Source organism: Tenggerimyces flavus (genome assembly GCF_016907715.1).
Classification (GTDB): Bacteria; Actinomycetota; Actinomycetes; order Propionibacteriales; family Actinopolymorphaceae; genus Tenggerimyces; species Tenggerimyces flavus.
In genome coordinates, this window is record NZ_JAFBCM010000001.1 from 5,415,722 (window position 1) to 5,432,720 (window position 16,999).

Below are 16,999 nucleotides of genomic sequence, written 5' to 3' on the forward strand. Positions count from 1 at the left end.
TTTGGCTTCATGATCACGTACATGATCACGCGGCAGAGCTAGTTGTCGCGGCTGTCGCCGCCACCGCCGCCGCGGTTGCCGCTGAACCAGCCGGTGACCTTGTCCCGGACGCCGTCGATCGTCCCGCCCAGGTCGTTGAGGATCTTCATCAGCGGGTCCTGCGAGCGCTGGAACTGCTCCTTGTACGCGTCCGCGGCCTTCTTGGCTTCCTCGCTGATCTTCGCGTCGCCATCGTCCTCGCGGCGCGGGTAGTTGCCGGCGAGGATCTGGTTGTAGTCGCCGTTGTCGACCCAGTGCCGGAGCTCGGCGGCGCGGACCGCGAGGAACGGGTGGGTGCGAGCCTCGAGCAGCAGCAGCTTCAGCACGCTGTCGCGCAGGTCGCCGGAGCCGTCGTACTCCGCCGCCTGGGCGAGGAACGCGGTCGCGTCGACGTCCTCGAGGTGGCCGCCGGACGCGAGCTTCATGTGCGTACGCAGCGCGGCCGCCGGGTCCTGCGCGGCCAGCAGGCCGGCGCGGTCGCCGGACAGCTCTGCCTTGCGCGACCACTCGTACAGCGCGGCGATGATCGCGCGGATGCCGAGCACGCCGAGCGGGACCCACTGGATCACGCCGGACAGGCGGATCAGCCACATCAGCAGCGACTGGTACAGCGCGTGCCCGCTCCGGGCGTGGCCGAGCTCGTGCCCGAGCACGAACCGCAGCTCCTCGTCGTCGAGCAGGTCGACCAGGCTGCTGTGCAGCACGATGATCGGCTTGTCGATGCCGATGCACAGGGCGTTGGGGTACGGACCGGTCATCACGTACAGCTCGGGCAGCTCGCGGATGTCGAGCGTCGCGGCCGCCTCGGCGAACAGCCGGTGCACCCGCGGGAACTGCCGGTCGTCGGCGCGCACCGCGGAGGCGAGATAGACCAGCCGCTCAGCCCGCTCGTTGACCATCCCGGAGATCTTGCGCAGGATCGTGTCGAATCCCTTGAGCTGCCGCAGCGCGGTCAGCGCCCCGCGGTCGGCGGGATGCTCCCAGGCACGCGAGCTGATGCTCGTCAGCGTCACCCTCGCGCGGGTCGGGCGGTCGGCTTCCTCGGTCATGTACTACTCCCCCATCGGGAACTCGCTGGGCGTTGACAGCAACCTATCCCCTTCGGCTGTCAACGGCAGAACGTGTGCACAGGGTTGGGGGTTCCTTGGGGGTTGTCCCCCATAGGCTGCTCCGTCGTGGAGAACGAGCTGCCCGCAGCGACGCGGGCATGGGTGGAAGCACGGCTCGGCGGCGACCGGATCGTGCGGGTCGAGGCATTGGCTGGCGGCTGGACCTCGCGGATGCGGCGCCTGTCATCAGCGGCCGGCGAGGTGTTCGTGCTGCGCTCGTTCGTGGACGCGTTCTACCGCCGGCACGCTCCGGGGCTGCTCGCCCGCGAGGCGGCGATCCTCCAGCTGCTCGCCCCAACCGGCGTCCCGGCGGCCACGCTCGTAGCGGTCGATCCGGACGGTACGGAATGCGCCGACCCGTCCCTGCTGATGACGCTCCTGCCCGGTCGGATCCGCCTCGACACCGACGGGTTGGCCGAACGGATCTGTGCCCTCGCGCGGCTGCTGGTCCAGATCCACGCGATCCAGCCCGAAGAGCGGCCTCGCACGTACCAGGCGTGGACCGCGCCCGACCGCGTCCGCCTCCCGGAGAACGCGAGCAAGACCTGGCACCGCGCGGTCGACGTGATCCGCGCCGACCCGCCGCCGTACGAGGGCCGCTTCCTGCACCGCGACTTCCATCCCGGCAACGTGCTGTTCGACGGTGCGACCGTGACCGGCGTCGTCGACTGGGTGGAGACGTCCTGGGGACCGGCCGACCTCGACGTGGCGCACTGCGCGACGACGCTCGCCCTGCTCGCCGGCACGGAAGCGGCCGACCGATTCGTGGCGGCCTACGTCGAAGCCGGCGGCACCCTCGACGCCGACGAGGACGCGCATCGCTACTGGCGGGTGCTGGACGCGCTGGGCTTCGCGCCGGACGCGGAGAAGGTCGCCACGCCGTGGCGCGCGGTCGGGCGGACCGACCTGACGCCGCCCCAGATCACCGGCCGGCTGGTGCGGTACCTCGAACGACTGCTCTAACGCGTACGCAGCAGCTGCCAGATCGCGACGACACCGACGCAGACGATGAACGTCCGCAGCAGCCACGACGGAAGGCGTCGCCCGACGGAGGCGCCGAGCTGGCCGCCGATCACCGAGCCGACCGCGATCAGGCCGGCGTGCGCCCAGGACACGTCCGCGACGAAGCAGAACAGGATCGCGGCGACGCAGTTGACCACGCTGACCAACACGTTCTTGGCCGCGTTCGCCCGCTGCAGCGTTTCATGCAGTGAAATGGTCAGCACAGCGGTGACGATGATGCCCTGCGCCGCTGCGAAGTAGCCGCCGTACGAGCCGGCCAGATAGACGAACAGGAACGTCAGCCAGTTGCCCTTGGGGTCCGGCTCCGACTTGCGCTTTGCGAGCCACTTCGAGATGAACGGCTGCACCGCGACCAGCGTCACACCGACCCCGACGAGGATCGGAACGATGGTGTGGAAGGCGTCGTCGGGTAAGCCGAGCAGCAGGACCACACCCGTACAAGCGCCTATCGCCGACGCGATGCCGAGCCGCATCAGCCGGCCGCGTTGGCCGGCCAGCTCCCGGCGGTAGCCCCAGGCACCGGAGATGGTGCCTGGGGCCAGGCCGATCGTGTTCGTGACCGTCGCCATGACGGGCGGGAGACCGAACGCCAACAAAGTAGGGAACGTCACGAGCGTGCCCGAACCCACGACGGCGTTGATGCCGCCCGCGGCCATCCCGGCGAGGAGGACCGCGACGATCTCCCAAGCGCTCACTCCGAGCGCTGCTCCCCCGACGGGTCGACGGACCGTGGCACGCCTTGTCCGAGGCCGGAGCTCGGCGGGTACGGGTCGCTCGCGGGCGGCGCCGGGTCCTCAGCGGGCGGACCCGCCGGGGTCACGTCGGCCGAGTCGGTCGACTCGGTCGACTCGGTCGACGTCGCGGCGTGGCTGCCCAGCGACGGCACCGACCGCCCCTTCGCGGCCTCCTCGGCCGCGGCGATCGCGGCGGCCACCTCGTCGTTGGCCGTCTGCAGCGCCGCGTCCGTACGTTCCTCAGCCTGGGCGACCGCTTCGTTCTTGTCCGCCGTCAACGCGGGCGACGGCCTGGGCTGCGTCGGCGCGGGCGGCAGCTCGATGCCGCCAGCGAGCTTGCCCGCGACCGTACCGAGACCCTCGAGCGCCTTGCTGAACTCGCTCGGCAGGATCCACACCTTGTTGGCGTCGCCCTGCGCGATCTGCGGCAGCATCTGCAGGTACTGGTACGACAGCAGCGCCTGGTCCGGCTGACCCTCGTGGATCGCGCCGAACACGGTCGAGATCGCCTGTGCCTCACCCTGGGCCTTGAGGATCTGCGACTCCCGCTGCGCCTGGGCGCCGAGGATCTGCGCCTCGCGCGCACCCTGCGCCTTGAGGATCGCCGACTGCTTCTCACCCTCCGCCGTGAGGATCGCCGACTGCCGGACGCCCTCGGCGGTAAGGACGGCGGCGCGCTTGTCCCGGTCGGCGCGCATCTGCTTCTCCATCGAGTCCTGGATCGACGGAGGCGGGTCGATGCCCTTCACCTCGACACGGTTGACCTTGACGCCCCACTTGCCGGTCGCCTCGTCGAGGACCGCGGCGAGCTCGGTGTTGACCTCTTCGCGACTCGTCAACGTACGTTCGAGGTCCATGCCACCGACGATGTTCCGCAGCGTGGTCATCGTGAGCTGCTCGATGGCCTGGATGTAGTTGGCGATCTCGTACGTCGCGCGCACCGGGTCGGTCACCTGGAAGTAGATGACGGTGTCGATCGAGACCACCAGGTTGTCCTCGGTGATCACCGGCTGCGGCGGGAACGAGACGACCTGCTCGCGGAGGTCGAGGGTGTAGCGGACCTTGTCGATGAACGGCACGAGGACCGACAGGCCAGGATGCAACGTACGCGCGTACCGCCCGAGCCGCTCCACGACGCCCGCACGTGCCTGCGGGATGATGCGGATCGATCTGGCGATCACGATGACCACAAGCAGCGCCACGACGACGACTGCGATCAGAGCCTCCACGGTTCCTCCGTGTTCATGTTGTCCTGACCCCGGAGCGCCTGCCGGCGTCCCGCTGAACTTGTTGGACGGCGGCCGGGCCGTCCGCGCTCCCCCAGAGCTAGGAGCCGATCGGCCACGGCCCCTCCGACTCGTACACGTACGCGGTGGCGCCGTCGATCGAGGCGACGTCGACGGTCTGGCCGGGCTCGATCACCGACGTGTCGTCGTACGCGCGGGCCGACCAGGTCTCGCCGCCGATCTTCACGCGGCCGCCGTGCGCGTCGACCCGTTCGAGCACGACGCCCTTGCGGCCGACGAGCGCCTGCACGCCGATCTTCGTGTTCGGCACCTGCTTGAGGTGGCGCAGCGCGATCGGCCGTACGGCGGCGAGCATGCCGAGCGCGACGACGACCGACGCGGCGATCGCGATCACGGCGTTCCCGGTGATGCCCGCGGCGAGCGCACCGGCGAGCGCTCCGGCGGCGAGCATGATGAAAACCAGGTCGAGGGTGAGCACCTCGATGGCGGCGAGGGCGACCGCGATCACGCCGAAGACGACCCAGAGGTGTTCGCCCAGCCAGCGGAGCCATTCGCCCATGTGAGAAACCTACGCGATCAAGGTCGAGCCGGACGCGCTACCTCGCCCTGGCGGTCCAGCGATCTTCGGAACGGGTCAGCTCGAGCTTCAGTCCGAACGCCTCCGACAGGGCGTCGTCGGTCAACGTCTGGTCCAGCGGCCCCGCCGCTACGACCTCTCCGGCACGCAGCAGAAGGACGTGGGTGAAGCCCGGCGGGATCTCCTCGACGTGGTGGGTCACCAGCACGCTCGCCGGGGCGGTCGAGTCGGCGGCCACGAGGGTCAGCGTCCGCAGGAGCCCTTCGCGGCCGGCCAGGTCCAGCCCTGCCGCGGGCTCGTCCAGCAGCAGCAGCTCGGGGTCCGTCATCAGAGCCCGCGCGATCTGGACCCGCTTGCGCTCGCCCTCGGACAGCGTCCCGAACGTACGGTCCACCAGCCCGCCCACGCCCAGCCAGGTCAGCAGCATCATCGCGCGGTCGTGGTCGAGGGCCTCGTACTCCTCGCGCCACCGGCCGATCACCGCGTACGAAGCCGACACGACCACGTCGCGGACCAGCTCCTGCTTCGGAATCCGCTCGGCCAGCGCCGCGGACGTCAGCCCGATCCGCGGCCGCAGCTCGAACACGTCCACCGCGCCGAGCGTCTGCCCCAGGATCGTCGCGGTCCCCGACGTCGGGTGCATCCGCGCCGACGCGACCTGCAGCAAGGTGGTCTTGCCCGCGCCGTTCGGCCCGAGGATCACCCACCGATCGTCCTCATGCACCGCCCAGCTCACCCGGTCGAGCAGCACGGACTGACCGCGCGTGATCGTCACGTCGCTGAGCTCGAGAACGGCCTGGGCGTTCATAGATCCCAAACCTACGGCAGCGGTGTCGGCAACCCACCATAGGCTGGTGGGGTGCTGACACTGCCGCGCTCCGTTCGCCTGGCGTGCTGGGCGAACGCCTGGCTGTCCGGCCATACCAGCCTGGACGAGGCCGACGAGCACATCCGTGGCGACGACGCGGCGCATCACGTGCTCGGCTTCGAGGGCGAGGACGAGCCGATGACCATGCTGTTCGCGCTCGGCCGGCTGCGCAGGCTCGGCACCCAGGCCTGCCTGGTCGCGCTCCCCGCGCCGGGCGACCCGCTGGGGCTGGCGGGACCGCGCGAGCTCAACGAGGCCGCGCTCGACGTCGGCGAGGCGGTCCTCTGCGCTGGGGCGGGCATCGGTCTCGTCCCCGACGTGGTCGGCGCAGGCGTGCAGTGGCGGGTGTACGCGGCGAACGTTCCGCCGCCGCTGCAGTTCTCCGACGCGACCACAGAGCTCTCCCAGACGCTGCTCGAGGTGACCCACTCGCTCGCCGGGCTCGACGTGGCGCAGTGGCGGCCCGAGGTCGCCGAGGCCCTCGCCAGCCTGCGGAACGTCGGCCGACGTTCCGACGACGGCCTCGCGCCCGGCTACCCCTCGCGCGCCGACGAGCTCGCGGCCCGCGCCCGCAAGTGCCTGCTGGTGTGCGAGCTGGCGCTCGCCAACGACGGCGGCTCGACGACCGCGTACGAGGCCGACACCCGGCGCCGCTCGCTGCGGCACCTGGAGTACGCCGCGCGCCGGGCGCTCGTCGCGGCCTGTACCCCCTCGCAGGTGGCCCGGTGAAGCTCGCGATCCTCGGCGGTGGCGGGTTCCGCGTTCCGCTCGTCTACCGCGCGCTCCTGCACGACACGCACGCCCAGCGGATCTCCGCTGTCGCGCTGTACGACACCGACGCCGAACGGCTGCGCGTCGTCACTGCGTTGCTGGCTCAGCTGGGCGCCGGGCATGCCGACGCACCTCGCGTCGAGTCGACAACATCGCTCGACGAGGCCTTGCAGGGCGCCGACTTCGTGTTCTCCGCCATCCGCGTCGGCGGCCTCGCCGGCCGTACCCAGGACGAACGCGTCGCGCTGAAGCTCGGCGTGCTCGGCCAGGAGACGACCGGGCCTGGCGGCCTGGCGTACGCGCTCCGCACCATCCCCGTCGCGGTCCGGATCGCCGAACGGATCCGTGCGGTGGCGCCGACCGCGTACGTCATGAACTTCACCAACCCCGCCGGCATGATCACCGAGGCGATGCAAGGCGTCCTTGACACTCGGGTCGTCGGCATCTGCGACACCCCGGGCGAGCTCGGCCGGCGCATCGCTGGTCAGCTCGGTGTGCCGGCCTCGCGGGTGCGGCTCGACTACGTCGGGCTCAACCATCTCGGCTGGCTGCGCCGGATCGTCCACGACGGTGTCGACCTGCTGCCCTCCGTGCTCGACTCCCCGGGCGCGCTGGAGGAAGCGGACGTCTTCGGCGCGGACTGGCTGCGTTCGCTCGGCTCGATCCCGAACGAGTACCTCTATTACTACTACTTCCACCGCGACGCGGTCCGGAAGATCCTCGCCGGCTCGCAGACGCGCGGTGAGTATCTGCTGGCGCAGCAGTCCACGTTCTATGCCGAAGCCGGCAAGGATCTGTCCCGGGCATCGACGCTTTGGCGACGCACGTTGGATGAACGCGAGGCGACGTACCTCGCGGAGGCGCGCGAGTCCGAGCGCGAGGTGCCGGACCGCTCGGGCTCGGGTGAGCCGGGCGGGTACGAGGGGGTGGCGCTCGCGGTGATGGCGGCGATCGCGCGCGGCGAACAGTCGACGATGATCCTCAACGTACGCAACGGATCGACGCTGCCGGCGTTCGATCCTGCGGCCGTGATCGAGGTGCCGTCGGTCGTCTCCGCCAACGGCGCTTCGCCGATCGCGACGGCACCGCCGGACCTGCACCAGCTCGGGCTGATGCAGCAGGTCAAGGCGGTCGAACGGCTGGTGATCGAGGCCGCGTCGACCGGCTCGCGTTCGTTGGCGGTGAAGGCGTTCGCCCTGCACCCGTTGGTCGACTCGGTCTCCTTGGCGCGCGACCTGGTCGACGGCTACATCCGCGCGATCCCCGAGGTCGCTGCCGTGTTGGAGGTTCGATGAAGGTCGCCGTCGTCACCGGTGCGGGGAGCGGGATCGGCCGCGCCTCGTCGCTGGCTCTCGGCCGGGAGGGGTACGCGGTCGTGCTCGCCGGCCGGCGGCGCGAGCCGCTCGACGAGGTCGCGGCGGAACTGTCCGACGCGCTCGTCGTTCCCACGGACGTGGGTGATCCCGCCTCGATCGACGCGCTCTTCGCTGCTGTGCGGGAGCGGTACGGACGGCTCGACCTGCTGTTCAACAACGCCGGCCGCGCGGCGCCCGCCACACCGTTGGAGGACGTGTCGCTGCCGGACTGGCAGGCCGTCGTCAACCTGAACTTGACGGGTACCTTCCTGTGTACGCAGCACGCGTTCCGGATCATGAAGGCGCAGTCGCCTCGCGGGGGGCGAATCATCAACAACGGTTCGATTTCCGCGCACGCGCCGCGGCCGTGGTCGTCGCCGTACACCTCGACCAAGCACGCGGTCACCGGGCTGACCAAGTCGACGTCGCTGGACGGCCGCGCGTACGACATCGCCTGCGGCCAGATCGACATCGGCAACGCGGGAACGCCGATGACCGCGCGGATGGCGGACGGCGTGACGCAGGCCGATGGGGCGACGCGACCGGAGCCGACGATGGACGTGGACGCGGTGGCGCGGGCGATCGTCTACATGGCTTCGCTGCCGCTGGACGCGAACGTGCAGTTCATGACCGTGATGGCGACGAAGATGCCGTTCGTGGGCAGGGGTTGAGTCGTGGGTCGTACTCTGCTCGTCACGCTCACCGGGATGGACCGGCCGGGCGTGACGTGGGGCATCTTCGACGCGCTGGCGCCGTTCCAGGTCGAGGTGCTCGACGTCGAGCAGGTCGTGCTGCGTGGCCGGCTGGTGCTCGGCGTGCTGATCACGGCGCCACGCGACGAGTCGCGAGTACGGCGCGTGGTCTCGGAGGTCGCTTCCGCGCTGGGCATGGACGTGGAGATCTCCAGCGGTACCGGTGACAACTCGCCGCGGCGCTTGGGTCGTTCGCACGTGACCGTACTCGGACATCCGCTGCGGCCGGCGGCGATGTCGGCGATCGCGGGACGGATCGCCGACTCGGGCGCGAACATCGACCGGATCGTACGGATCGCGCGCTACCCGGTGACGGCGATCGAGCTGGACATCTCGGGTGCGGATCCCGACGTTCTCGGGGCCTTGCTGGCGACCGAGGCCGCGGCGCAGCAGGTGGACATCGCCGTACAGCGGGCCGGTCTGCACCGGCGGGCGAAGCGGCTGGTCGTGCTGGACGTGGACTCGACGCTGATCCAGGGCGAGGTGATCGAGATGATCGCCGCGCATGCCGGGTGCTTGGCCGAGGTCGCGTCGGTGACCGATGCGGCGATGCGCGGAGAGCTGGACTTCGCCGCGTCGTTGCGCTCGCGGGTGGCGTTGCTGGCCGGAGTCGACGCCTCGGTGCTGGACGTGGTGCGCAAGCAGGTCGTGCTGACGCCGGGGGCGCGGACTCTGGTGCGGACGTTGAAGCGGCTCGGTTACCAGGTGGGCTTGGTGTCGGGCGGCTTCACCCAGGTGGTGGCGCCGATCGCCGAGGAGCTGGGCATCGACTACTTCGCGGCGAACGAGCTGGCCATCGCTTCCGGCAAGCTCACCGGGACCGTGGTGGGCCCGATCGTCGACCGTGCGTACAAGGCCGAAGCCCTGCGCCGCTTCGCCCAGTCCGCCGGCGTGCCGCTGTCGCAGACCATCGCGATCGGCGACGGCGCGAACGACCTCGACATGCTGGCCGTGGCGGGTCTGGGGGTCGCGTTCAACGCCAAGCCGGTCGTCCGCAAAGCCGCCGACACCGCGGTGAACGTCCCGTACCTCGACGCCATCCTCTACCTGCTCGGCATCACCCGCGAAGAGGTCGAAGCCGCCGACATCCTCGAGTCCTGATCCCGCCCTCCCCGAGGCCGTGTCTCTTACCTATCGCCTGGCGCGCGACGCACTCCGTAGGTGAAGCGTCGTGGTCGCCTTACCCGGCCAGCTGCCCCCTTACCTGGCGTCCACCCCACGTAAAGCGGCCAATGATCATGTAAACATGATCCTTGGGCCCAGCGCGGACCGGGCGAACCCACCGCCAGATGAAAGATCGACGCTAGCGCTCAGCCAGCCGGGCGCGGAGGCCGTCGCACACGATGGACAGCAGGTGGCGCATCGCCGGGCGGTCGCGGTTCCGGTCGGTGGCGGTGGCGGCCAGCACGCCACTGATCAGGGCGAAGAGCTCGGGCACGGTGACGTCCGTACGTACGGCCCCGGCCTCCTGGCCGCGCCGGAGCAGGGTGCCGATGATCTGCACCAACTCCTCGGCGGTCCCCGACGTCGCGGCCTTGAGGTCGTAGCCCGTCCCCGCGAGCGCGTCCTTGAGCGCACCGTTCACGGCACCCTCCTCGGTCGCCTCCTCGACGAACTGGAAGAACGCCGCGCCCGCGTCCTCCGCCGTACTGAGCGACCGCGCGCTCTCCAGGATCGCCGTCATGCCCTCGACGACGATCGCCTCGAACAGCGCCTCTTTGGTGGGGAACTGCCGGTAGATCGTTCCCACCCCGACCCCCGCCCGGCGCGCGATCTCCGGGATCGACACCGCCAACCCCTCCGTCGCGAACGCCTCCTGGGCGACGGCCAGCACGCGCTCGCGGTTGCGCCGTGCGTCGGCACGCAGCGGCCGGTCCATCGCTCCACCTCACCTCGAGCACCGTGGTAGTTGACAACCGGAATGGTAATTCCGTATCGTCCAAACCGGAATGGCCATTCCGAATTCGACTCGATTCTACTTCGGAGGAGAGGCCCTCATGGCCACCACCACACCGTTGACCACCTACCACCTGCTCGGCCGCACCGGGCTCCGCGTCTCCCCGCTCGCGCTCGGCGCGATGACGTTCGGCGTCGACGGTTCCGAGGGCGCCGGGATCTGGGGCGGCTGGGGTTCGAACGAGGAGACCTCCCGCGCGGTGTTCCAGCGGTACGTCGAGGCCGGCGGGAACTTCGTCGACACCGCGGTCAACTACGCACAGGGCCGGAGCGAGGAGCTGCTCGGCAAGTTCGTCGAGGAGTCCGGTACGCGCGACCGGCTGGTGCTCGCGACCAAGTTCACGATGTCGACCGAACAGGGCAACCCGAACGCCTCGGGCAACGGACGCAAGAACCTCATCGCCTCGCTCGACGCCTCCCTGCGCCGGCTCCGCACGGACTACGTCGACCTGTACTGGATGCACAGCTGGGACACGATGACGCCAGTCGAGGAAGTGATGTCGACGTTCGACGCGCTTGTCCGCTCCGGCAAGGTGCGTGCGATCGGGCTGAGCAACGTGCCGGCGTGGTATGTCGCCAAGGCGCAGTTGACAGCTCGCGCGAACGGATGGGAGCCGGTCGCCGCGCTACAGCTGGAGTACTCGCTGGTCGCGCGCGACATCGAGCGCGAGCTCGTTCCCGCCGCGCTCGACCTCGGCGCGGCGGTCGTTCCGTGGTCGCCTCTGGCGAGCGGGTTCCTGGCGGGGAAGTACGAGCGGACCGCCGAGGGCGCGACCGGCGAGGGTCGGCTCGAGGCGTTGAAGGCGTTCTCGTTCGCGCAGGACCGTCCCGAGCAGCACTGGAACACGCTCGATGTGCTGAAGAAGGTCGCGTCCGAGGTCGGTCGGACGCCGGCGCAGGTCGCGCTCAACTGGGTGGCGCAACGCCCCGGCGTCGTGTCGACGTTGATCGGAGCGCGTACGGTCGAGCAGCTCGACGACAACCTCGCCGCGCTCGACTTCGCGTTGTCGGCCGAGCAGCGTGGATTGCTCGACGAGGTCAGCGCCTGGAAGTCGCGCGACCTCGCGGACAGCGAGCTGGCCCGCCAGGTGATGAACGGCGGGACCGACGTCCGGCAGGAGCCGGCCTGGTTCCGCGGCGCGGTCAGCGCCTGACGGGCTGGCCGATGCCGACCAGGTTGCCTTCGCTGTCGTAGAACCAGACCGCGCGTTCGCCGGTGCCCTTGCTCGGGTAGTTGCCCTCGATCTCGACGATGCCCTCGCCGAACCCCTCGAAGTGCGCGAGCTCCAGGCCGCGTTGCTTCAGCTCGGCGACGACCGCCTCGATGTCGTCGACGTAGAACGCCACCTGGGTGTGGGTGCCGGACGGTGCGCCGCTCGTGGCGAAGAGCGCGAACTCGCCGCCGGCGGGCTGGTAGAGCAGTCCGCCGGGGCGCTCCTCGACGGGTTCGAGGCCGAGATTGTCGGCGTAGAACGCGCGGGCACGTTCGAGGTCCTGGGCAGGCAGCCTCGTCGCGACCTTCGCGGCGTTGAGCAACGGGCGGGGCTGCCCGTTCAGGGGGAAGTACATGATGTGCAGGCCGACGTACTCGCCGCTGGGGCGTCGGTAGCCGCGCGGAACGGTGCCGATGATCGCGAAGCCGAGCGACTTCCAGAGGTGGACAGCGCGGGTGTTGGACTCGACGACGGCGTTGAACTGGATGCCTTCGTAGCCCTGGGCTCGGTTCCACGCGATCAGGTGCTCGCCGAGCGCACGGCCGACGCCCTTGCCGCCGTGCGCCGGGTCGACCATGAACCCGCCGCTCGCGACGTGTGCCGCGCCACCGCCCTTGTTGGGCCCGGTCTCGACGGTCCCGAGCACGGTGCCGTCGTCGTCGACCGCGACGAACGCCTTCGCCGGCCCACCCCGCAACCAGTACGACCGGGCGTCCTCCTCGGTCGCGTCCCGGTCCCACGAGAACGTCTCACCCTCGGCCACGATGCCGCGCATGAACGCCCACATCGCCGGCCAGTCCTGCTCGGTCGCCTCCCTGATGCGCATGGATCACTCCCCGCGGAGGGTGGTGAGGAGGCGGGCTCGGGGGCGGTCGATCTCGGTCCAGGGGGCGTCGACGTCGTACGCGGCGAGGAAGCCGGTCTGGAAGCCGTCCGCCAGCTTGCCGTGGTCGAGGAACTCCGCGAGCAGCTCGCACGAGGGGTTGTGGCCGATCAGCAACAACGTCGACACGTCCGGGGAAGTCTCGCGCACCACGTCCAGCAGCCCGTCGACGGTGTTGTCGTAGATCCGCTCGTCCTCCTCCGGCTGCACCGAAGCCTGCCACTCCGGAGCCGCGTAGGACCAGGTCTCCCGCGTACGCACCGAGGGCGACAGCACGACCGCGTCCGGCACGTAGCCGGCCGCGCGAGCGTGCGTGCCGACGTACGAGGACTGCCGCTGCCCACGAGCAGTCAGCGCGCGGGAGAGGTCGGCAACACCGGGTGTGTGTTCGGCCTTGGCATGGCGAAGGAGCAGCAGGCGACGGGTCATGGAGCCAACGATAGAGGCGGCGGACATGCACGGCGAAGCGTGAGCAATGTCGCCAGCGCCGCCTCCGCGGCCTCCGCCCCCTTGTCCTCCGCCGACCCCGGCAGACCCGCCCGGTCGAGCGCCTGCGCCTCGGTGTCGCACGTCAGCACGCCGAAACCGACGGGCACCCCGGTGTCAACCGATACTTGCGTCAACCCCACGGTCGCTGCCTGGCAGACGTACTCGAAGTGCGGCGTGCCACCGCGGATCACGACGCCGAGCGCCACCACCGCCTCGTACCCGGACCGCGCGAGCCGCGCGGCGGCGACCGGGAGTTCGAACGACCCGGGCACGCGCACGACGTCCGCCTCGACTCCAGCGGCGGCCAGAGCTCGCGAGGCACCGTCGAGCAACCCGTCCATCACCTCGGTGTGCCACGACGCCGCGACGACCGCGACCTTCGCCCCGGCCGCTTCGAGCCCCGCCAACGTGGGCGCACCCTTACCGCTCATCGCTCCCCCACCAAGGCTGGCAGGTCGTGCCCGAGGCGCGCCTGCTTCGTCGCCAGATACTGAACGTTCTCCGCATTGGGCGCCACGACCAGCGGCACACTCGCGGCGACCGAGACGCCGTTCTCCTCCAGCCCCGCACGCTTCGCCGGGTTGTTGGTCAGCAACCGCACCGACGACACCCCAAGCTCGGTGAGGATCTGCGCCGCCACCCAGTAGTCCCGGGCGTCCGCCGGCAGACCCAGCGCCAGGTTGGCGTCGACGGTGTCGTGCCCGGCGTCCTGCAACGTGTACGCCCGCAGCTTCGACAGCAGCCCGATCCCGCGCCCCTCGTGACCGCGCAGGTAGACGACGACCCCAGCGCCCTCGGCAGCGATGAGCCGCAGCGACTCCTCCAGCTGTGGCCCGCAGTCGCAGCGCAACGATCCGAACGCGTCGCCGGTGAGGCACTCCGAGTGCACCCGCACCAGCGCTTCGAGCCCCGGCGTACCCAGCAGGAGCGCCACGTGCTCGACGCCGTCCACCGAAGACCGATACCCAACAGCGGTGAAATCCCCATGCCCGGTTGGCAAACGCGTCGACGCGACCCGCTCGACGAGGCGTTCGGTGCGCCGCCGGTACGTGATCAGGTCGGCGATCGAGATCAGCGCCAGCCCATGCGCGTCGGCGAAGTCGCGCAGCTGCTGGCCGCGCGTCATCGTGCCGTCGTCGTTCACGACCTCGGCGAGCACACCGACCGGCGCCCGGCCCGCGAGCCGGGTCAGGTCGATGGACGCCTCGGTGTGTCCGGGCCGGACGAGTACGCCACCCGGCCTGCCCCGCAAGGGGAAGACGTGCCCCGGCCTGACGAAGTCCGCGGCCGTCGACGAGTCGGCGGCCAGCAGCCGCAACGCACGCGCACGGTCGGCGGCCGAGATGCCCGTCGTGACTCCCGACGCGGCGTCGACCGAGACGGTGTACGCGGTCCGCATGCTCTCCTGGTTGACCGACACCATCTGCGGCAGCGCGAGCCGCTCCAGCCGTGCCTCGTCCGCCGGCGCGCAGATCACGCCGCTGGTGTAGCGAATCATGAAGGCCACAAGGGACTCCGTCGCGGCGTCCGCGGCGAAGATCAGGTCGCCCTCGTTCTCCCGGTCCGCGTCGTCCATCACGACGATCGCACGTCCAGCGGCGAGGTCGGCGATGGCTCGTTCGACAGTGTCGACCTGGATGCCCATCGGTCAGTCCCCCGCCGTCGAAGCGGTGGCCGGCTCCGGCTCGGCAGCGGCCAGAAGCTGTCGCCGAACCTTCAACCAGGCAAGGAACCCGAAGACGCAGAACACGCCGTAGATGATGTAGAGCGTCGCCGACGGATAGAGGCCGACGTTCAGGAGCAACGGAACGCCGACGATGTCGACCGCGATCCAGATCAGCCAGAACTCGACGTACCCGCGCGCCATGCCGTAGGTCGCCAGGATGCTGCCGGTGAGGATCCACGCGTCCGGCAACGGACCCCAGGAGCCGAGCGACTTCAGCAGGAAGTAGAAGCCGACCACGCCGACGACCGCGAGCCCGAGCAGGACGAGGCGTTCCCGAGGCGAGGCCCATCGAGGCGCGACGGCGCCGCCGTCGGCAGCCTCGTGGTGGGAACGGGTCTGCCGCCAACGCCACCAGCCATAGGCGCTGACCGCGAAGAAGAAGATCTGCCGCCCGGCCTGGCCCCACAGGTTGGTGTCCTGCGGGGTGTGGAAGACGCCGCCGAGGAAGACCGTGAACAGCAGCGCGTTGCCGACCATGCCGACGGGCCACGCGAGCACGCGCCGCCGCATGCCGTAGATCGCGCTGGCCAGGCCGAACAGGTTGCCGATGATCTCGCGCCAGAGAATCTCGGAGCTGCCGATGTGAAGCTCGGCGTTCAGCAGCCAGGTGAGCCAGCTCATGCGAATGCTCCTTCGCGAACGGCGGTGAGGCGCTCGACGTACTTGGCGATGACGTCGACCTCGAGATTGACCGCCGCGCCGGGTTGCTTTATTCCCAACGTGGTGTGCTTGAGCGTGGTCGGGATGAGCGCGACAGAGAAGTCGTCGTCCCCGGCCTCGACGACCGTGAGCGAGACACCGTCGACGGCGATCGAGCCCTTCTCCGCGACGTACTTGCTCAGGCTCGCCGGGATCTTGAAGCGGACAAGGTCCCAGTGGTCGCTGTGCTGCCGGTCGGCGAGCTCGCCTTCGCCGTCAATGTGGCCTTGCACGATGTGTCCGCCGAGCCTGGCGTCGGCTCGTACGGAACGTTCGAGGTTGACCCGTTCACCCTCAGCCAGGCGGCCGATCGACGTCCGCGCGAGTGTCTCGGCCATCACGTCGGCGGTGAAGTCCGCGCCCGGCGTGACGTCGACCACGGTGAGGCAACAGCCGTTGACAGAGATGGAGTCGCCTGGTTTGGCGTCGCTGCTGACGGTCGCGCCTTCGATGTGGAGCAGGGCCGAGTCGCCACGCCTGTGCAGGCCCGCGACCGTGCCGAGCTCCTCGACGATCCCTGTGAACACTGTCTTCCTCGCCTCCCGGGTCACCGCTCGAGCGGTTCCGGGGTAGGCAGGGCACGCACACCTTTCGCGCCCACTGGTCGCCTGGCGCAGGCGGAACCAGCAGGACGGTGTGCGTCCCGCGTGCTGCCTCCCATCCGGACTTTCACCGTCGGTCCAGGAGTTCCACCTGGTCAACCGTTCGCGTCCCTCGTTCGACGAGGGACCGCGACCGGGTCGCGGACTGTCACCGCCGGTTCGGACTTTCACCGACCCCGGAGCACGCGCGAGCTTTCGCTCGTACAACGCCAGTGTGGCACGGCCGTGCAAGTCCCCCGCTATGCGACCACGCGGATGTACTGGCGCTTCTTCTGCTCCCGGACGACGACGCCGAGCTTGACGAGTTCGCCGCGGAGCTCGCGGGCGTCGGTCTCGCTGTCCTTCTCCAGGGCCTTCGCACGCGCCTTCAGCACGGGGTTGGCGCCGGGCGGGAGGTCGGGCAGGTCCTCGACCCACAGCCGGTACTGGTCCTTGTACGGGTCCTCGTCCACCCACGGGTACCCGTGCGACACGAACGCAGAACGGACCAGGTCGCGCGGCAGCTCGGACTTCTCCGACGCCACCTCCTCACCGCGCGGGCCGAGCAGCACGAGGCGCTTGCCATCCAGGAACACCGACCCGACCGCGTCCCGCGAAGCCGACGACGGAACGTCCATTCGCCGCATCCGTACGTCCGCGTCCGACACCGTCAGCTGCAACGTCTCGTGCGCCCCGATCAACGCCAGCACGATGCCGGCGATCGCCCCAAGGACCAAGGCGCCGATAGTCGCCCACGGGTCGGGTGCCGAGGCGGCCAGTTTGAACAGGCCCTGGAACGGCGCCGCCGGCAGCCCTGCCACCCAGTCCGCGATCTGCTTGAGGCACCAGAACACCAGCGCTCCCGCGACGGGGAGGCCCACCCACATCAGCAGCGCGGCCCAGGCTGGGTCACGAACGACGGTCTCGTCCGACCGCGGCGCGGCATTCGATGTCATTTGCCGGATTCTGCCAGGCC

Annotated in this window: 19 protein-coding genes and 1 riboswitch; of the genes, 6 read left to right on the forward strand and 13 right to left on the reverse strand. The window is 70.1% G+C overall.

What is annotated here, in order from left to right; all coding sequences use genetic code 11:
• Positions 1–38: 38 nt before the first annotated feature.
• Positions 39–1,088, reverse strand: a complete 1,050-nt coding sequence (locus JOD67_RS25330; RefSeq protein WP_205120190.1) for a M48 family metallopeptidase — start codon at positions 1,086–1,088, stop codon at positions 39–41.
• 126 nt (positions 1,089–1,214) lie between these two features.
• Here JOD67_RS25330 and JOD67_RS25335 point away from each other — a divergent pair, with 126 nt between their 5' ends.
• Positions 1,215–2,111: a phosphotransferase family protein gene (locus JOD67_RS25335; protein WP_205120191.1), complete on the forward strand. Its 897-nt coding sequence runs from the start codon at positions 1,215–1,217 to the stop codon at positions 2,109–2,111.
• Here the strand turns inward: JOD67_RS25335 and JOD67_RS25340 are convergent.
• The 4 genes from JOD67_RS25340 to JOD67_RS25355 all read right to left on the reverse strand — a co-directional run bounded on the left by JOD67_RS25340 (position 2,108) and on the right by JOD67_RS25355 (position 5,537).
• Positions 2,108–2,866 carry a sulfite exporter TauE/SafE family protein gene (locus JOD67_RS25340; RefSeq protein ID WP_205120192.1) on the reverse strand — a complete coding sequence of 253 codons (759 nt, stop codon included), beginning with the start codon at positions 2,864–2,866 and terminating at the stop codon, positions 2,108–2,110. The two genes, JOD67_RS25335 and JOD67_RS25340, sit on opposite strands and share 4 nt — an antisense overlap.
• A complete protein-coding gene (locus JOD67_RS25345; RefSeq protein ID WP_205120193.1) occupies positions 2,863–4,134 on the reverse strand; it encodes an SPFH domain-containing protein in 1,272 nt (423 codons plus the stop codon). Before JOD67_RS25345 ends, JOD67_RS25340 begins: the two co-directional genes overlap by 4 nt.
• Positions 4,135–4,231: 97 nt before the next feature.
• Positions 4,232–4,711 (reverse strand): NfeD family protein, encoded by a 480-nt coding sequence (locus JOD67_RS25350; RefSeq protein WP_205120194.1) that lies wholly within the window; start codon positions 4,709–4,711, stop codon positions 4,232–4,234.
• A gap of 37 nt (positions 4,712–4,748) precedes the next feature.
• On the reverse strand, positions 4,749–5,537 hold the full coding sequence (locus JOD67_RS25355) for an ABC transporter ATP-binding protein (RefSeq protein WP_205120195.1): 789 nt from the start codon (positions 5,535–5,537) through the stop codon (positions 4,749–4,751).
• A 51-nt stretch (positions 5,538–5,588) separates the two neighbouring features.
• Here JOD67_RS25355 and JOD67_RS25360 point away from each other — a divergent pair, with 51 nt between their 5' ends.
• From JOD67_RS25360 to serB, 4 genes are read left to right on the forward strand one after another with little or no spacing between them, the layout of a single operon-like run.
• Positions 5,589–6,326 carry an Rv1486c family protein gene (locus JOD67_RS25360; protein ID WP_205120196.1) on the forward strand — a complete coding sequence of 246 codons (738 nt, stop codon included), beginning with the start codon at positions 5,589–5,591 and terminating at the stop codon, positions 6,324–6,326.
• Positions 6,323–7,663: a 6-phospho-beta-glucosidase gene (locus tag JOD67_RS25365; protein WP_205120197.1), complete on the forward strand. Its 1,341-nt coding sequence runs from the start codon at positions 6,323–6,325 to the stop codon at positions 7,661–7,663. The genes JOD67_RS25360 and JOD67_RS25365 overlap by 4 nt, the downstream gene beginning before the upstream one ends.
• Positions 7,660–8,394: an SDR family oxidoreductase gene (locus JOD67_RS25370; RefSeq protein WP_205120198.1), complete on the forward strand. Its 735-nt coding sequence runs from the start codon at positions 7,660–7,662 to the stop codon at positions 8,392–8,394. The genes JOD67_RS25365 and JOD67_RS25370 overlap by 4 nt, the downstream gene beginning before the upstream one ends.
• Before the next feature lie 36 nt (positions 8,395–8,430).
• Positions 8,431–9,576 (forward strand): phosphoserine phosphatase SerB, encoded by a 1,146-nt coding sequence (serB, locus tag JOD67_RS25375; protein ID WP_239555447.1) that lies wholly within the window; start codon positions 8,431–8,433, stop codon positions 9,574–9,576.
• Between the two features lie 202 nt (positions 9,577–9,778).
• Here the strand turns inward: serB and JOD67_RS25380 are convergent, their stop codons facing one another.
• Positions 9,779–10,354, reverse strand: a complete 576-nt coding sequence (locus JOD67_RS25380; protein ID WP_205120200.1) for a TetR/AcrR family transcriptional regulator — start codon at positions 10,352–10,354, stop codon at positions 9,779–9,781.
• 118 nt (positions 10,355–10,472) lie between these two features.
• Here JOD67_RS25380 and JOD67_RS25385 point away from each other — a divergent pair, with 118 nt between their 5' ends.
• Complete coding sequence (locus JOD67_RS25385; RefSeq protein ID WP_205120201.1) at positions 10,473–11,585, forward strand: aldo/keto reductase; 1,113 nt, start codon at positions 10,473–10,475, stop codon at positions 11,583–11,585.
• Here JOD67_RS25385 and JOD67_RS25390 read toward each other — a convergent pair.
• The 7 genes from JOD67_RS25390 to JOD67_RS25420 all read right to left on the reverse strand — a co-directional run bounded on the left by JOD67_RS25390 (position 11,575) and on the right by JOD67_RS25420 (position 16,979).
• Complete coding sequence (locus JOD67_RS25390) at positions 11,575–12,471, reverse strand: GNAT family N-acetyltransferase (protein WP_205120202.1); 897 nt, start codon at positions 12,469–12,471, stop codon at positions 11,575–11,577. The genes JOD67_RS25385 and JOD67_RS25390 overlap by 11 nt on opposite strands.
• 3 nt (positions 12,472–12,474) lie before the next feature.
• Positions 12,475–12,957 carry a SixA phosphatase family protein gene (locus tag JOD67_RS25395; protein ID WP_205120203.1) on the reverse strand — a complete coding sequence of 161 codons (483 nt, stop codon included), beginning with the start codon at positions 12,955–12,957 and terminating at the stop codon, positions 12,475–12,477.
• Positions 12,954–13,448, reverse strand: a complete 495-nt coding sequence (ribH, locus tag JOD67_RS25400) for a 6,7-dimethyl-8-ribityllumazine synthase (RefSeq protein WP_205120204.1) — start codon at positions 13,446–13,448, stop codon at positions 12,954–12,956. The genes JOD67_RS25395 and ribH overlap by 4 nt, the downstream gene beginning before the upstream one ends.
• On the reverse strand, positions 13,445–14,662 hold the full coding sequence (locus JOD67_RS25405) for a bifunctional 3,4-dihydroxy-2-butanone-4-phosphate synthase/GTP cyclohydrolase II (RefSeq protein WP_205120205.1): 1,218 nt from the start codon (positions 14,660–14,662) through the stop codon (positions 13,445–13,447). Before JOD67_RS25405 ends, ribH begins: the two co-directional genes overlap by 4 nt.
• A gap of 3 nt (positions 14,663–14,665) precedes the next feature.
• Positions 14,666–15,364, reverse strand: coding sequence for a nicotinamide riboside transporter PnuC (pnuC, locus tag JOD67_RS25410; protein WP_205120206.1), 699 nt, complete (start codon positions 15,362–15,364; stop codon positions 14,666–14,668).
• The gene (locus tag JOD67_RS25415) at positions 15,361–15,969 is read right to left on the reverse strand and encodes a riboflavin synthase (RefSeq protein WP_205120207.1); all 609 of its coding nucleotides are present in this window, start codon (positions 15,967–15,969) and stop codon (positions 15,361–15,363) included. The genes pnuC and JOD67_RS25415 overlap by 4 nt, the downstream gene beginning before the upstream one ends.
• Positions 15,970–16,085: 116 nt before the next feature.
• Positions 16,086–16,233, reverse strand: a riboswitch (FMN riboswitch).
• Between the two features lie 50 nt (positions 16,234–16,283).
• Entirely contained in the window at positions 16,284–16,979 is a 696-nt protein-coding gene (locus JOD67_RS25420; RefSeq protein WP_205120208.1) for a YqeB family protein, read from the reverse strand.
• Positions 16,980–16,999: the final 20 nt, after the last annotated feature.

Bases quoted from the DNA above. Each gene is read 5' to 3' on its own strand.
- JOD67_RS25390 (WP_205120202.1), bottom strand. From the start codon at position 12,471: ATGCGCATCAGGGAGGCGACCGAGCAGGACTGGCCGGCGATGTGGGCG.
- JOD67_RS25330 (WP_205120190.1), bottom strand. From the start codon at position 1,088: ATGACCGAGGAAGCCGACCGCCCGACCCGCGCGAGGGTGACGCTGACG.
- serB (WP_239555447.1), top strand. From the start codon at position 8,431: ATGGACCGGCCGGGCGTGACGTGGGGCATCTTCGACGCGCTGGCGCCG.
- ribH (WP_205120204.1), bottom strand. From the start codon at position 13,448: ATGAGCGGTAAGGGTGCGCCCACGTTGGCGGGGCTCGAAGCGGCCGGG.
- pnuC (WP_205120206.1), bottom strand. From the start codon at position 15,364: ATGAGCTGGCTCACCTGGCTGCTGAACGCCGAGCTTCACATCGGCAGC.
- JOD67_RS25350 (WP_205120194.1), bottom strand. From the start codon at position 4,711: ATGGGCGAATGGCTCCGCTGGCTGGGCGAACACCTCTGGGTCGTCTTC.
- JOD67_RS25355 (WP_205120195.1), bottom strand. From the start codon at position 5,537: ATGAACGCCCAGGCCGTTCTCGAGCTCAGCGACGTGACGATCACGCGC.
- JOD67_RS25420 (WP_205120208.1), bottom strand. From the start codon at position 16,979: ATGACATCGAATGCCGCGCCGCGGTCGGACGAGACCGTCGTTCGTGAC.
- JOD67_RS25385 (WP_205120201.1), top strand. From the start codon at position 10,473: ATGGCCACCACCACACCGTTGACCACCTACCACCTGCTCGGCCGCACC.
- JOD67_RS25370 (WP_205120198.1), top strand. From the start codon at position 7,660: ATGAAGGTCGCCGTCGTCACCGGTGCGGGGAGCGGGATCGGCCGCGCC.
- JOD67_RS25380 (WP_205120200.1), bottom strand. From the start codon at position 10,354: ATGGACCGGCCGCTGCGTGCCGACGCACGGCGCAACCGCGAGCGCGTG.
- JOD67_RS25395 (WP_205120203.1), bottom strand. From the start codon at position 12,957: ATGACCCGTCGCCTGCTGCTCCTTCGCCATGCCAAGGCCGAACACACA.
- JOD67_RS25405 (WP_205120205.1), bottom strand. From the start codon at position 14,662: ATGGGCATCCAGGTCGACACTGTCGAACGAGCCATCGCCGACCTCGCC.